This window comes from Bacillus sp. 007/AIA-02/001 (genome assembly GCF_004634455.1).
Classification (GTDB): domain Bacteria; phylum Bacillota; class Bacilli; order Bacillales; family Bacillaceae_G; genus Bacillus_A; species Bacillus_A cereus.
Genome location: NZ_SEIY01000004.1, coordinates 267,112 through 282,640, shown reverse-complemented (window position 1 = coordinate 282,640; position 15,529 = coordinate 267,112). Strand labels below are relative to the sequence as shown.

Genomic DNA, 15,529 nt, shown 5'->3' with positions numbered 1-15,529 from the left:
AAAAGAAGAAGTTTATGTGAAATGGAGAGGGTGTTTTATGTATCCTGAAGTCATTAAAAAGATGGCATTTTCAAAAGAGCATAGAGATTTATTATTGAAGCTATATAATAAAGAGATTACACGTCGTGAATATGATCGGCTTGTACAATCGCTATATAAACCTTCTAAAGAGGTTTACGAGGGATAGAAATGGGGGAGACAATCTAGTGGATTGTCTTTTTTAAATTTATGTATGTTCTGATAAAATTAAGGTTAGCCTTACTAGGGAGGTGAAAAGATTGCGGAAACGTTTATATATAGGGATTGGAGTTATCTTCTTAATCGCTTTAGGTGGAATTGTATTTTGGTCAGCTTTACAAGGAAACCGTACAGAAAATTTTATTTTAAGACATATGGTGAATGACAATGGAACTCTTGCCACGTATCGTTTAGTAGATACTAAGGCAGGTACGGGTGAAGCCAAGGGACGTGAAGCTTTATCAGAATCAGCGGGATTATGGTTACAATATACACTTGATAAAGATGATCAGGCGTTATTTGATGAGCAAGTAAAGGTTATTCAAGATAATTTCGTATATAAGAATCATATCGTTTTATGGAAACTCTCTGAAAAGGGAGAGAGGCAGTCAGCTACAAATGCACTTATAGATGATCTTCGTATTATAGAACAATTATATCGTGCTTATGAAATGTATAAGGAAGAGCGTTATAAAAACCTTGCCGATCAATTAAGTGATGCTGTACTTCGTTATAATAAAAAAGATAATTATTATGTTGATTATTATGATGCAGATGCAGGGAAACAAAATAATTTTGTAACAACATCATACATAAATCCACGTGCATTCTCCTATATGAAGAAGTACGACAAAGTTTCTGCTCAGCAATATCAGGAAGTCGTTCAATTTTTAGCGGACTATCCAAGGCATGGCTGGGCATTCCCGAAAGAGTATAAAGAAGATGGTACATTTACGTACGATAAAGAAGTGAATCTTATTGACCAATCATACGTTGCATATCATCGAAGTTTAGGTGGTCTTTCATCAACTGCTTATTTGGAATTTATAAAGAAGAAATTCCAGGAGGATGGAAAGCTATACGGTCGTTACAATTTAGAAACGGGAAAACAAACTGTGAATTATGAATCGCCAGCCGCATACGGATTAACGATTTTGTACGTACTACAAACAGGTGATAAAAAGTTTGCGAAAGAATTGTATGATCATATGGCCACATTCCGAAATGATAACGTATTTAGTAGATATTATGGTGGATATGTAACAGGTGAAAATAATAATACGCATATTTTTGATAATGTACTACCACTTTTAGCTGAAATGGAATTAAAAAAGAGTGAACAATAAAAGTTGCCACCATATGAGGGTGGCAACTTTTATTTGTTGATATAATTTTACGTCCTAATGTTGGAGAAGTAATCAATCACGAATTCACGGAATTGCTGAGCTGTTTTTGATAAGTAGCGTTTTTTTGACCAACTTAATCCGATGGTTCGCTGACAATTGGGTTCAATAATACGCAACTTGCTTGATGCTAAAGTAGAGTTTTTTAATAAAGTTAAACTTGGAACAAAAGCGATGCCGAGACCTTGCTTAATGAGGTCGCTAATCACGGTCGGTTCATCTACTTCAAAAGCAATATGCGGAGTGAAACCAGCTTCTTTGCAAAATTCATCCGTTAAGTGTCGAAATCCATAGCCAGTGTTCATACTAATAAACGGTTCGTTTTTTACTTCATGCAGGTGGATATTTTTTCGGCCTGATAAACGATGGCCTGAAGGGACGACTAAGAAAATTTCTTCTGTAATAAGTGGTTCCCAAACAATCTCCTCACCTTCAATTGGCACAGAGGAGATACAAAAGTCAATTTCTATATTATCTAGTTGTCGTTTCATAGAAGGAGTGGATGCAAGAAATTGTTGGAATCGAACGTTAGGATGTTCTAGTAAAAAAGAGCCAAGTAGTTCTGGTAATATTCTTGGAATAGAAACGGCCAGTGTAATAGAGCTTTGTTGTAATTCGGCTAAATCTTTAATTTCTCGTTGCCCTTCACTTAATTCATGAAAAATACGTTCTACTCGTTTTAAAAATACTTTTCCGAAAGAATTTAAAGTAATCTGTCGGCCTTGGCGATCAAATAAAGGGACTCCTAAATCCTTTTCGAGTCTAGCAATTGTTTTGCTGAGTGAAGGTTGCGCGATATGCAATTCTTCAGCTGCCTTTGTCATGTGTTCTAGTCGTGCAACTGTCTGAAAGTATTTTAACTGGAGCAGTTCCATTTCGAGTCTCCTTTCTATAGACCAAAAGGAATGAATTAATAATTAAAGATGTATTATACAGTATGTAAAGTGACGTGTATAGTAAATCTGTTAAACCATTCGAAGGGTGTTAAATTAGAAGAGGAGTATGTTTCATGAAGGGAATTAAACTTATATTTAAAGATTGGAAAGCGATGTGGCACCATAAACATGGACGTATCGCTTTAATTTTTTTATTAATCGTTCCGTTAATTTATTCAGGATTCTTTTTAGCTGGATATTGGGATCCGTACGGAAAATTAGATAAATTACCTGTTGCGGTTGTGAATTTAGATAAGGGTGCTGCGATGGATGAAAAAACAATTCATGCAGGAGACGATTTTGTTAAAAATTTAAAAGAGAATAAGGAATTGGCTTTTCATTTCGTATCAGAAAAAAGTGCGGATGAAGGGTTAAAAGAAGATAAATATTATATGGTTGTTACGATTCCGGAAGATTTCTCTAAAAAGGTAAGTACACTTATGGATGAGAAACCAGAGCCAGCAAAGTTGCAGTACAAAGTAAATCCAGGTAAAAACTTTGTAGCGGCTCAAATTGGAACGACAGCTGTTGAAAATATGAAAACAAAAATCTCAAACAGTATTACGAAATCATATACAGAAGGTGTTTTTTCAAAGTTTCAAGATTTGGCACAAGGGTTGAGTGATGCAAGTAATGGTGCTGAGAAGTTACATGAAGGAACGACCGATGCAAAAAATGGAGCGAATCAGCTTGCGAATGGTATTGATCGTTTAAGTGACGGGACATCGAAATTGAAAGAAGGAAGTGACAAGCTTGCGTCTAGCCAATCTGCCTTAACGGGGGGAGCAAATGAGCTGAGTCAAGGAGCGACATCACTTCATAGTGGTATGGAGTTATTAGCACAAGGTGAAAAAACGTTACAATCAGGAGTTAGTGAATTAAGTGCTGGTACAAATGAATGGGTGAGCGGAAGTGAGAAGCTTGCTGAAGGGCAAGTAAAAGCGGATGGGGCGGCTAATAGTGTGAAACAACAATTAGAAGAGTACGTGAAAAATCATCCAGAAGTGCAGCAAGATCCCGCTTTTCAAAAAATTGTTGCTACGTCTAATGGACTAGCTAAAGCAACAAGTACTTTAAATAATAGCCAACAACAATTGACACAAGGTGCGAAGAAGCTAACTGATGGTCAACATAAGATTGAAGAAGGCATGAATACATTCGGATTTAAGTTAAATGAAGCTACTGCTGGAACGAAAAAGATAGCAGATGGTGCATCGAATTTGGCTGATGGATTTATGAAGTGGGGAAATGGATTTACATCCCTGCAAGAAGGTGTAAATCAGCTTGCGAGTGGTGGAACGGAACTGAATAACGGTGCTAGTAAATTAACAAATGGACTTGTTAAACTTGATGATGGTGCGAAAGAACTTTCTACGAAATTAGGAGAGGGCGCAGAGAAGATAGCGGATGTTCGTAATGATGATGCACGCAATACGATGTTCTCAGAGCCAGTTCAGTTAGTGAAGTCAACAGTTTCTGACGTTCCTAACTACGGTTCAGGCATTGCACCATATTTCTTATCACTTGCATTTTATGTTGGCGGAATTATGGCATCGAATATTTTACCTCTTGGCCGCAGACAAAACATGAAGGTAAGCGGAACGGTACATTTTATTAATAAACTAGGATTGGTATATTTAATTGGACTTATTCAAGCTCTACTCGTAGATGTAGTTGTGCTAGGTGTTATGAAATTAGAAGTCGCAAGTGTGCCACTCTTTGTTTTATCAAGTATTGTTATTTCCTTTACGTTTATGACATTTATTCTTATGCTAGTAACAGTATTTGGTCTTGTTGGAAAGTTCTTAGCGGTAACGCTTCTTGTCCTGCAATTAGCGACGAGCGGAGGTACTTTCCCAGGAGAATTAAACATAGCTGTTCTTAGCAAAATTGGACAGTTTCTCCCAATGTCTCATTCTCTTAGAGGATTACAAGATGTTATTTCTTTAGGAGATTGGTCGCAATTACAAATGCAAATTTTAATATTGTTATGTTATCTCGTTGTTGCCGGTGGAATTGCTTGGGTCACGAGCCATATACAGCATAGAGAAACGAATGCAGAACAAGTTTCTTAAAATGAAATAAGCTATCCGATTTTTTCGGATAGCTTATTTTTTATTTGCGTTCCATTACTGCAAAGTAATTATTTTCATTATCAGCAAAGTTGAATGCTCTACCAGTAGGTAAATCTACAACCTGTCCAACTGTGACATTTTTCTCAGAAAGATCTTTATATAGACGGTCTAAGTCATTTGAGAAGAACATAAGTGAAGGCGTATTTAGGTTTAGTTCAGGTTGCATCTTCGCGATTAACGCTTTATCGTGAAGGACGATGCTTGTTCCTGCTTCTTTCGCCGGTGCAATTTCAATCCAGCGGAATCCGTTTCCGTTATTTTCTTCCGCAATGATTTGGAACCCTACTTTTTCTGTCCAAAATTGTACTGTTTCGTCTTGGTTATTTACATATAGCATAATTTGTCCAACTTGATTAATCATAGGTGTCTCTCGCTTTCTTTTTATATGCGTATTATTATATCAAATATATGGCTTGAATAGTTTTTTATGATTTTTTCGTAATACAACCTTCGTCCATTTCATCTTTGTTGTAGGAGAAGGCCCTGTAATCCAAGTATGAAATGGTATTGTGCTACAAATGACCATTGTTGAAATAGAGATAATGGCCGTTAACACAAATAGTAATAGGCTATATAATATAGTATTTTCTTGCAGTGTGAATAAGGAAAGAAGTTTTGTGCATAGTTGCAAGAAGAATAAATGAGCTAAATAAGCACCATACGTGTAATTACCAATGAAACGTAACGTTTTATATAAGAAACCACGACGCTGTACTATCATAATAGATAACACATACAGTATGATAATTTCGCATACGATATATAAAAACATAGATGGTTTTAAATAGGTAGAAACAGTTAAATGAATAGAGTTTGCTCCGTAAAAACTAAACAACTCATAATTGATGAATAAAAATAAGATGAAAAATAATATTGTTATAAGCGGGATATGTTTCATGACGAATAGACGCCAAGTTTTTAGTGCTACAGCGGCAATGCCGCCCATAACGAAATAGAATGAGTAGAATAGAAATGATCGATCTGTATAATGTAAAATTGTTGAACTTGTTAATTTTTCTCCATTAAAAATATAGTGAGAAGAGAACCACATTAATAGAAAATATAGGCAAGCGAAAAAGGTCATATATTTATATATGTCTTTTTTATTTTCTGTTCGTTTTTGAAACCAATAAAAAAGTGTGCATAGTAAAGGGAACAATAAGTGAATTTGGAACATCATAATAACGTACCAAAGATGGGGAGCGGCTGTTCCGAGTAATAAACTTTTTATTCCACTTTGTAACGTAATAAGATCATTTGTTGTTAATAAGTAAAGAATAGACCAAAAGAAATAAGGAATGAGTAAGTGTATCGCTTTTTCGGAAATATATTCTTTATATACTAATTGCTTTGTATAGTGACGAATTAAGTGAAATCCAACGATAAATATGAATGCTGGTGCTGAGAATTTTGCAAGATTAAATAGCATGCCCATAATGAGGGATTGCTCAAGTAAGACATTTCCTTGATTCATTGTATATAATAAAGAACTTTGCAAAACGACAGCGAGAAATGCAATGCTTTGCAAAACTTTAAATTCTGGTGCGCTTTGAGTCATTAGATCCATCTCCTTTTCCATACATGATTATAGTACGGAGAATGGATAAGAGGTGTGGAATATTTGTGAAGGTTTTAACAAATTTGTGGCGGAATGGATTAACAACAAAGAAAGAGGATGCTCAAAACGAGCATCCTCTTTCTATTTATTAAGCAAATTTGTTTTTAATCCAGTTCTTACCTTCTACAAGGCGAGCTGTCATTACGGCACAAGCGTTATCTGCTGTTACGTTTAACATCGTTGCAGGAGGATCAATGATTGTACTGATTGCTGCGATAATTGGCAATGCTTCTGGCGGGAAGCCATATAAAGAAACGATTAACATTTCACCAATCATACCGCCGCCTGGAATAGCGCCCATTACTGTCCCTACTAATAGAGAAACAACAAGTGCGATTGCTAATGTTTTCGGTCCTTCGAATTCCATGTTGAAAATACCGAATAAGAAAGCAATTTTTAATACGCCGCCTAAAACAGAGCCATCTTTATGAAGAGTAGAACCAAGAAGGACAACTGTTTCACGAACGTCTGAAGAAATACCCATTTTCTTTGTTGCTTCTAAGTTTGCTGGAATACTTGCGGCACTACTACAAGTTGCAAGTGATGTAACTGTAGGAGAGACCATGTTCTTCCAAAATACTTGTACACCTTGTTTGCGACCTGCAAGGTATGCATAGAATGTGAAGAATACAAAGAAATAAATGAGAGAAGCAGGATAGTATACCATTGCTGCTCGGAAGTAAGTTCCAAGAAGTTGTGGTCCGAATTCGCCAACTAATGCTGCGAAGTAAGCAGCAAGTCCGATTGGAGCGTAGTACATAATGAAAGATACAACCTTCATTGAAATCTCTGCACCAGCTTGTAGGAATGTAGCAAATGGCTTTCCTTTTTCGCCAACTGCTGAAGTTGCAATCCCCATTAAGATAGAGAAGAAAATAAGAGCTAACATATTTTCACGAGATAGTAACTTCGAGAAGTCAGATACTGTTAAAATACCGACGATTTGATCTGCAACACTAACAGCTTTGCCGGCTTTGTCAGGTTGTGTTAGTTCTAGTACAACACCTTGTGCTGGCGGGAATACTTTCACGACAATAATCATAAAAATAGCAGCTAAAATACTTGTAAATAAGAAAGTCCCAGCCATACTAGACATAATTTTACCGAAACGTTTTAATCCATCCATATTAGCAATAGACGATGCGATGCTAAAGAACACTAGAGGTACAACAATCGTAAACATTAAGTTTAAGAAAATGTCACCAAGCGGCTTTAAAGCAACTGCATCGGCACCCATGAAATAACCAATGAAACCACCAATTAGGATAGAAGATAATAAAATAAGTGGAAAGCGATATGCCTTCATAAATATATCCTCCTATCAATTAAAAAAATCATACTGAATCATTATAGCGAGTTAGGGGCCCCTTTACTAGGAGAATACGGATAAATGGAATAGCGTGAAAATCAAGAAATTTTTGTTTTTAAGCTCGGCATACAGCAGGAAATCTAGACATATATATTTGTAACCTAGTGGTGGCAAGGAGTGCACCATAACTTAGGTAGAGAAAAAGGGGGAGGGAAGCGGGATGAATATTTTACTTTGCTGTGCAGCGGGAATGTCTTCCAGTTTGATTGTTACAAAGATGGAGAAAGCAGCAGAGGCAAGAGGGATAGAAGTAACAATCTGGGCAGTATCAGGTTCTGAAGTGAATAGTCATATTGATAAAGCTGATGTCCTTTTACTTGGACCGCAAGTACGTTATTTATTACCGAAAATGAAAGAACTATGTAAGGATAAAGGGATACCTGTTGATGTCATTCAATCTGTTCATTACGGACTTTGTAATGGAGAAGCTATCTTGCAAGCAGCTTTGTTAATGAAACCATGAGGAGAGTGGGATAGATGATACGGTTTTTAGAGAAGTATGTGATGCCGGTAGCAGGGAAGGTTGCAGAGCAGAGGCATTTACAAGCAATTCGAGATGGAATTATTTTAACGATGCCTTTCTTAATTATTGGATCGTTTTTCCTCATTATTAGTGCACTGCCGATACCGGGATATAACGATTTTATGGCAGGTTTGTTTGGGGAGAATTGGCAGCGAGCTTTAGGGTATCCAGTTAGTGCAACTTTTAATATAATGGCTTTAATAGCTGTTTTTGGAATCGCTTACAGACTTGGAGAGTATTATAAAGTAGATGCTTTAGCATCCGGGGCATTGTCGCTTGTGACGTTTTTACTTGCGACTCCATTTCAAGTTGCATATATTATACCAAGTACAAAAGAAAGTGTACTTGTAGAAGGCGCTATCCCAGCTGCATTAATGGGAAGCCAAGGGTTATTTGTAGCAATGATTATTGCACTTATATCTACTGAACTTTATCGGTTTATTGTACAAAAAAAGATAATTATAAAGATGCCAGAGACAGTTCCACCAGCTGTCACGCGTTCATTTGCAGCACTTGTTCCAGGATTTATTGTTGTCACAGTTATTTGGATTTTGCGCTTAATTATAGAAAATACTTCTTTTGGCAGTATCCATAATATTGTAGGACAAATTTTACAGGAACCGCTTAGTGTACTTGGTGCTAGTCTTTGGGGCGCAATCATAGCAGTTATTCTCGTTCATGTTCTTTGGTCTTGTGGAATTCATGGTGCTACTATTGTTGGTGGTGTAATGAGCCCCGTTTGGTTGTCGTTAATGGATCAAAACCGAGTTGCTTTTCAAGCTGGGCAAGATGTACCAAATACGATTACGGCACAGTTTTTTGATTTATGGATTTATATGGGCGGTTCTGGTGCAACGCTTGCTCTAGTTGTCGGAATGTTACTATTTGCACGAAGTCAACAATTAAAAAGTTTAGGGAGATTGTCAATTGCACCTGGTATATTTAATATTAATGAGATGGTAACTTTTGGTATGCCGATTGTGATGAACCCACTTTTACTAATTCCATTTATATTAGTTCCAGTCGTCCTAACGATTGTTTCTTACTTTGCAATGGAATGGGGATGGGTCGCACGTCCGAGTGGGGCCGCTGTACCTTGGACGACACCTATTCTTTTTAGTGGATATTTAGGATCGGGCGGGAAAATTTCAGGTGTTATTTTGCAACTTGTTAACTTTGCGCTAGCATTCTTCATTTATTTACCGTTCTTAAAAATATGGGATAAACAAAAACTGGCAGAAGAAAAGGGGGAGTAAAGAACTAAAATGGATACGATAGAGACGAAAGCTTTTCATTTAATCTTGCATGGGGGAAACGCGAGAAGTTGTTCAATGGAAGCAATTGATTGTGCGAAGCGTGGGGAGTTTACAGAGGCTGAAGCTAAATTACAAGAAGCACTAGATGAATTAAAAGAGGCGCACCGTGTACAAACGGAGCTTATCCAGAAAGAAGCTGGTGGTGAAAAGACCGAAGTTACTCTTTTAATGGTACACGCGCAAGACCATTTAATGAATGCAATTACGGTGAAAGAATTAGCGAGTGAGTTTGTAGAGTTATATAGGAAGATGTCGGTGGATGAATGAACCTTGCTTATGCAAGGTTTTTTTATTTCACTAAATAGTGGGTTAAAATAATGAATTATTTTTCATTGAAAAAGTTTTTTTAGTGTTTTTTCATATTAAACACAACTAGACGACTAAACACTAATCTATTTTTATACAGTTATGTGTTAAAAGCGTGTTGTTTTATAACACACTGTGTGTTTTTTGGACGACACACTAATTGAAAGCGTTAACACACAAAGAAAATGCTCGAAAAAGCACTGATTTTAGTGGTTTTAAAAAGTTGGCACGCTAATTGCATTAATAAATAGCGTAAAGAAAAATAAATAAACATAAATTTTTTATACTACACAAGGGGGATTTTCAAATGAATATTTTATTATGTTGTTCAGCAGGGATGTCTACAAGTTTACTAGTTACAAAAATGGAAGCGGCTGCAAAAGCTCGCGGTCTAGAAGGAAAGATTTGGGCTGTATCTGGGGATGCAGTAAAAAACAATATCGACCAAGCAGATGTGTTATTACTAGGACCACAGGTTCGTTACATGCTCTCTTCAATGAAAACGCTTGCTGACGAGAAAAATGTTGGAATCGACGTTATCAATCCAATGCACTACGGCATGATGAATGGAGAAGCAGTTTTAGATCACGCATTAACACTTAAAAAATAATTAGGGGGGAAGCGAAATGCAAAAGTTTATTGCATTTATGGAGAAATATATTGTTCCTGTCGCTGGTAAAATCGGATCGCAACGTCACTTAGCTGCGATCCGTGACGGATTTATTGCAGTTATGCCACTTATTTTAGTTGGTGCACTGGCATCACTAATTAATGGTTTTCCATCTGAAGTTTTCCAAGATTTCATGAAAGGTTTGTTTGGTGAAACGTGGAAACAAGTCGGCGGCGGAATGTGGACTGGTTCTTTCGCGATTCTAGCACTAATCATAGCATTTACAACAAGTTATAACTTAGCAAAATCTTACGGCGTTGATGGTTTGTCAGCAGGTATTATTTCATTTGGTGCGTTAATTATTCTTACACCAACAACACCGAAAGAAGGCGGATTGAACTTAGCTTGGACAGGTGCACAAGGGTTATTCGTAGCAATTATTGTGGCACTCCTTGTTACTGAAGTATTCCGTTTCTTTGTACAAAGAAACATTACTTTTAAAATGCCTGATGGAGTACCACCAGCAGTTTTAAGATCTTTCGCAGCTATAGTTCCAGCATTTGTTATCTTAACAGTAGTTGCAGGTATTCAATTAGCAGTGAAATTATCTGGTACAAGTGTTCATGAATTTATTTTTAATACGATTCAATCACCACTGCAAAGTTTAGCAGGGACATTACCAAGTGCAATTATCATTGTAATCCTTGTTCATCTTCTTTGGTTCTTCGGTTTACATGGGCCAAATATCGTTGGTGGTATTATTGAGCCATTATACTTACCGGCATTAGAGAAAAATATGAATTTATTTAAAGGTGGTACATCTGCATTTGATGTTCCAAATATTATTACAAAACCATTCTTTGATACTTTCGTATACCTTGGTGGTTCTGGTGCGACATTAGCATTCTTAGTAGTGGTATTACTCGTAGCAAAAAGTGCACAATTACGTGGTGTATCTCGCTTATCAATTGGACCTGGTGCATTTAACATTAACGAACCAGTAATATTTGGTACACCAATTATTTTAAATCCAATTTTATTCTTACCTTTTATCCTAACACCAATTGTATTAGTAATTACTTCTTATACAGCTATATCTATGGGGTGGGTACCAAAAACAGTTGTGATGATTCCATGGGCAACACCACCAATTATTAGTGGTTATCTTGTAACAGGTGGACATATTTCTGGTGCAATTCTACAGTTATTCAACTTTGTAATTGCAATGGTAATTTATTATCCATTCGTTGTGTTATGTGACCGTTCAGTTGTTCGTACTGAAAAAGCAGCAGCACAAGGAAATAATAACTCTGTACCTATGTAACATAGTAATTGTTCTCACAGATAACACTATCTGTGAGAACAATCACCTTTATATCATGTTCAAAAAGATGAAATCCATCTACAAGAACACCAAACTATCATTCATAAAATAATAATGTAATAGAAATGTTCAAACTGAAGGGGTATGTAAATCGGTTGAACCATAATAGAGAGGGCGGTAATTATGATGACTACAGCAGAACAAATTCCATTCCAATTGATTTTAAATAGTGGTAACGCACGAAGCTTTGCGATGGAGGCACTTCAATTTGCCAAACAGGGGAAAATGGTAGAAGCAGATGAAGCGATGGTAAAGGCAAAAGAAGCGATTAATGAAGCGCATCATTTCCAAACAGAGCTCATACAATCAGAAGCAAGAGGAGAAAAAACAGAGGTTAGTGTTCTTTTAATTCACGCACAAGATCATTTAATGAATGCGATTACAGTGAAAGAATTAGCAGCAGAGTTTATCGATCTTTATAAAAAGCTTGAAGCGAAAGGGGAATAAAGCATGACTGGAATTAAAATTGCTACAATCGGCGGTGGATCTAGTTATACACCAGAGTTAATTGAAGGATTTATTAAGCGTTATGATGAGCTTCCTGTTCGTGAAATTTGGTTAGTAGATATTGAGGCAGGAAAAGAAAAGTTAGAAATCGTTGGTAACTTAGCAAAACGTATGGTGAAAAAATCAGGTTTACCAATCGAGGTACATTTAACACTTGATCGCCGTGAGGCATTAAAAGATGCTGACTTCGTAACAACACAACTTCGCGTTGGTTTATTAGAAGCACGTGCAAAAGATGAAGCAATCCCGTTAAAATATGATGTAATCGGTCAGGAAACAAATGGTCCTGGTGGTCTATTCAAAGCGTTGAGAACGATTCCTGTTATTTTAGATATTTGTAAAGATATGGAGGAGCTCTGTCCGAATGCATGGTTAATTAACTTTGCAAATCCAGCTGGTATGGTAACAGAGGCTGTCCTTCGTTATACAAATATTCAAAGAGTAGTTGGTCTATGTAACGTTCCAATCGGAATCCGCATGGGTCTTGCAAGATTACTTGAAGTAGATGCAAGTCGTGTCCACGTTGATTTCGCAGGTTTAAATCATATGGTATACGGACTAGATGTATACTTAGATGGCGTAAGTGTAATGGATCGTGTGTTAGAGCTTGTGACAGATCCAGAAAAGCAAATTACGATGGAAAATATCGCAGCGCTTAACTGGGAACCAGACTTTATTCGCGGCCTTCGTGCAATTCCATGTCCATACCATCGTTACTACTACAAAACACGTGAAATGTTAGAAGAAGAGAAAGAGGCTTCTGTTGAAAAAGGTACACGTGCAGAAGTAGTAAAACAATTAGAAAATGATTTATTTGAGTTATATAAAGACCCGAACTTAGATATTAAACCACCACAATTAGAAAAACGTGGCGGAGCTTATTATAGTGATGCAGCATGTAGCTTAATTACGTCTATTTACAATAATAAAGGTGATATCCAGCCTGTTAATACACGAAACAACGGAACAATTGCAAGCTTACCACATGATTCAGCTGTTGAAGTGAACTGTATTATTACGAAAGAAGGCCCAAAACCAATTGCAGTTGGAGATCTTCCAGTACCAGTTCGCGGTTTAGTACAACAAATTAAATCATTCGAGCGCACAACAATTGAAGCTGCTGTTACAGGGGATTATCATAAGGCGCTGCTTGCTATGACAATCAATCCACTTGTACCATCAGATAAAGTTGCAAAACAAATTTTAGATGAAATGTTGGAAGCACATAAAGAGTATCTTCCACAGTTCTTTAAAAAGGTAGAGAAGTAAAAGCGGCGCTATTTAGCCCGCTTTTTTTATTCTATTAGGAGGTATTATGATGATTAAGTTAATTGTAAATGCAGATGATTTCGGTCTTACAGAAGGTACAAATTACGGCATTATTGATGGGCATATAAATGGACTTGTAAATTCAACGACGATGATGATGAATATGCCAGGAACAGAGCATGCGGTACGCTTAGCGAAAGAGTATAACCTACTCGGAGTAGGCGTACATCTCGTATTAACAGCAGGGGAACCACTTCTTGGAAACGTACCATCACTTGTAGGTAGCGACGGATTGTTTCATAAACAAAGTGTTGTAAGGGAAGGGAATATAAATCCAGAAGAAGTTGAGAGAGAGTGGACTGCTCAAATTGAGAAATTCCTATCTTACGGATTAACACCAACTCATTTAGATAGTCATCATCATGTACACGGATTACCGATCTTACACGATGTTCTTGAGAGATTAGCAGCTAAATATAATGTTCCAATTCGTCGTTGTGGGGAAGATAGAGCGGTGCATCCATTTTCTGATGTATTTTACAGTGACTTTTATGCGGATGGTGTGACGGAAGATTACTTTGTGAAGTTAAAAGAAAAAGTACAAGGTGAACAAACGGTAGAAATTATGGTTCATCCAGCTTATATTGATCCAGAGCTTGTGAAGCGTTCTTCTTACGTAATGGATCGTGTGAAGGAATTGCGTATTTTAACAGAGAGTGAGTTGCCTGAAGGGATAGAACTTGTGAAGTTTTAATAGAAAAACGACGGCTACATCATGCCGTCGTTTTTTATTTACAAAATGGATAGAATATATCCGCCAAAAGCTCCAAGTATAACGATAACCCAAGGCGGTGCTTTCCAAAAAGCTAGTAAGCAAAAAAGAAGCGAAGCGAAAACGAAATCTGAAGCATTTATAATTGTACTCGTCCAAATGGGATCGTAAAAAGCGGCAATTAAAATACCAACAACTGCGGCGTTAACACCAAGTAGTGCGCCTTGTATGAATGATATTTTTCTCACATTGTTCCAAAATGGTAAAACACCAATAACGAGTAAGAAAGCAGGGAGGAAAATCGCAATTGTTGCGATTATTGCCCCAAGCGTCCCGTTTAACACTGCTCCTATATAAGAGGCGAATGTAAATAGTGGTCCTGGTACTGCTTGTGTTAATCCGTATCCAGCTAGGAACTGTTCTTTCGTCATCATTCCGTTTTGTACGAACTCACCTTCAAGAAGGGGCAGCACGACGTGTCCTCCTCCAAATACAAGTGCGCCAGAGCGATAGAAACTGTCAAATAAAGCGATGTAATAAGAGAACGGTCTTAATATTGGTAGCAGTAGTAATAGTCCAAAGAATAAGACGAGGCAAGAAACTGCTATCTTTTTTGAAATAGGTACTCTTATATTTTGAGATTGGCTAATTGGTTGGTTGCGATATAAAAACCAACCGATAAAGCCACATATTATAATAAGGATGACTTGTGTCCAACTACTTGGCCATAATAAGGCGATTGCGGCAGTTACAATCGCAATCGTTGCACGATTTCGATCTGGAGTTAACTTTCGCGCCATTCCCCATATGGCATGAGCGACAATAGCGACTGCTACAAGTTTTAGTCCATGAATCCAGCCAGCACTTCCAAGATCGAACTGATTAAGGAATGAGGCGAAGAAAACCAAAACAAGCACAGACGGTAAAGTGAATCCAATCCATGAAATAATAGCTCCTAATAGACCGCCCCGTAATAATCCAACCCCCATACCGACTTGACTGCTGGCAGGACCGGGAAGGAATTGACATAGTGCTACTAAATCTCCATAGCTTCGTTCATCCATCCATTTTCTTTTTTGCACGTATTCTTGGTGGAAATAGCCGAGATGAGCGACAGGACCGCCGAATGAAGTAAGTCCTAATTTAAATGAGACGAGAAAAATCTCTAATAATGTATGAAAAGTGTATTTGTTAGTTTTCAATGGAACCTCCTATAATGTTTTTCTATGTGCATTATACAAGAGACTTTCAATCTACAGGAACAATCACAATGTAAAGATTTTGTGAATCTTTTCTTTGTAATTAAAATTGAAAAAGTCATAAATGATTATGTTTAAACCATAAAGTAGTAGAAGTAGTGCTGG

16 protein-coding genes are annotated in these 15,529 nt (G+C 37.1%); 11 read left to right on the top strand and 5 right to left on the bottom strand.

Translation table 11 applies throughout. The features are described 5' to 3' along the window. Window positions 1-37: 37 nt before the first annotated feature. Window positions 38-187: a hypothetical protein gene (locus tag ES895_RS29285; RefSeq protein ID WP_000283181.1), complete on the top strand. Its 150-nt coding sequence runs from the start codon at window positions 38-40 to the stop codon at window positions 185-187. 91 nt (window positions 188-278) lie between these two features. After that, entirely contained in the window at window positions 279-1,364 is a 1,086-nt protein-coding gene (locus ES895_RS13100) for a hypothetical protein (protein ID WP_048568618.1), read from the top strand. A 47-nt stretch (window positions 1,365-1,411) separates the two neighbouring features. Here ES895_RS13100 and ES895_RS13095 read toward each other — a convergent pair whose 3' ends face one another. Continuing rightward, entirely contained in the window at window positions 1,412-2,296 is an 885-nt protein-coding gene (locus tag ES895_RS13095) for a LysR family transcriptional regulator (protein ID WP_000421940.1), read from the bottom strand. 134 nt (window positions 2,297-2,430) lie between these two features. On the opposite strand from ES895_RS13095, the gene ES895_RS13090 reads away from it, so the two are divergent. Next, window positions 2,431-4,431 (top strand): YhgE/Pip domain-containing protein, encoded by a 2,001-nt coding sequence (locus ES895_RS13090; protein ID WP_097855833.1) that lies wholly within the window; start codon window positions 2,431-2,433, stop codon window positions 4,429-4,431. Window positions 4,432-4,471: 40 nt separating this feature from the next. Here ES895_RS13090 and ES895_RS13085 read toward each other — a convergent pair whose 3' ends face one another. The 3 genes from ES895_RS13085 to ES895_RS13075 form a co-directional block, all read right to left on the bottom strand. Then, window positions 4,472-4,852: a VOC family protein gene (locus tag ES895_RS13085; RefSeq protein ID WP_000610162.1), complete on the bottom strand. Its 381-nt coding sequence runs from the start codon at window positions 4,850-4,852 to the stop codon at window positions 4,472-4,474. Window positions 4,853-4,891: 39 nt separating this feature from the next. Continuing rightward, window positions 4,892-6,049 (bottom strand): acyltransferase, encoded by a 1,158-nt coding sequence (locus tag ES895_RS13080; protein ID WP_000194318.1) that lies wholly within the window; start codon window positions 6,047-6,049, stop codon window positions 4,892-4,894. Between the two features lie 148 nt (window positions 6,050-6,197). Continuing rightward, a complete protein-coding gene (locus tag ES895_RS13075; RefSeq protein ID WP_000649376.1) occupies window positions 6,198-7,415 on the bottom strand; it encodes a dicarboxylate/amino acid:cation symporter in 1,218 nt (405 codons plus the stop codon). A 223-nt stretch (window positions 7,416-7,638) separates the two neighbouring features. On the opposite strand from ES895_RS13075, the gene ES895_RS13070 reads away from it, so the two are divergent. From ES895_RS13070 to chbG, 8 genes are all read left to right on the top strand, one after another. After that, on the top strand, window positions 7,639-7,941 hold the full coding sequence (locus ES895_RS13070) for a PTS sugar transporter subunit IIB (RefSeq protein WP_001023554.1): 303 nt from the start codon (window positions 7,639-7,641) through the stop codon (window positions 7,939-7,941). A gap of 14 nt (window positions 7,942-7,955) precedes the next feature. Next, complete coding sequence (celB, locus tag ES895_RS13065; protein WP_000617782.1) at window positions 7,956-9,257, top strand: PTS cellobiose transporter subunit IIC; 1,302 nt, start codon at window positions 7,956-7,958, stop codon at window positions 9,255-9,257. 9 nt (window positions 9,258-9,266) lie between these two features. Continuing rightward, the gene (locus tag ES895_RS13060; RefSeq protein ID WP_000379632.1) at window positions 9,267-9,584 is read left to right on the top strand and encodes a PTS sugar transporter subunit IIA; all 318 of its coding nucleotides are present in this window, start codon (window positions 9,267-9,269) and stop codon (window positions 9,582-9,584) included. 346 nt (window positions 9,585-9,930) lie between these two features. Then, window positions 9,931-10,233, top strand: coding sequence for a PTS sugar transporter subunit IIB (locus ES895_RS13055; RefSeq protein WP_001023563.1), 303 nt, complete (start codon window positions 9,931-9,933; stop codon window positions 10,231-10,233). 16 nt (window positions 10,234-10,249) lie between these two features. Then, complete coding sequence (celB, locus tag ES895_RS13050) at window positions 10,250-11,557, top strand: PTS cellobiose transporter subunit IIC (RefSeq protein ID WP_001168836.1); 1,308 nt, start codon at window positions 10,250-10,252, stop codon at window positions 11,555-11,557. 183 nt (window positions 11,558-11,740) lie between these two features. After that, the gene (locus tag ES895_RS13045) at window positions 11,741-12,064 is read left to right on the top strand and encodes a PTS lactose/cellobiose transporter subunit IIA (RefSeq protein ID WP_000989059.1); all 324 of its coding nucleotides are present in this window, start codon (window positions 11,741-11,743) and stop codon (window positions 12,062-12,064) included. Window positions 12,065-12,067: 3 nt separating this feature from the next. After that, the gene (celF, locus tag ES895_RS13040) at window positions 12,068-13,393 is read left to right on the top strand and encodes a 6-phospho-beta-glucosidase (RefSeq protein WP_000145762.1); all 1,326 of its coding nucleotides are present in this window, start codon (window positions 12,068-12,070) and stop codon (window positions 13,391-13,393) included. Window positions 13,394-13,442: 49 nt separating this feature from the next. Continuing rightward, on the top strand, window positions 13,443-14,147 hold the full coding sequence (chbG, locus tag ES895_RS13035) for a chitin disaccharide deacetylase (RefSeq protein ID WP_000593491.1): 705 nt from the start codon (window positions 13,443-13,445) through the stop codon (window positions 14,145-14,147). A gap of 38 nt (window positions 14,148-14,185) precedes the next feature. On the opposite strand, the gene ES895_RS13030 is transcribed toward chbG, so the two are convergent. After that, window positions 14,186-15,367 carry a chromate transporter gene (locus ES895_RS13030; protein WP_000856219.1) on the bottom strand — a complete coding sequence of 394 codons (1,182 nt, stop codon included), beginning with the start codon at window positions 15,365-15,367 and terminating at the stop codon, window positions 14,186-14,188. Between the last annotated feature and the right edge of the window lie 162 nt (window positions 15,368-15,529).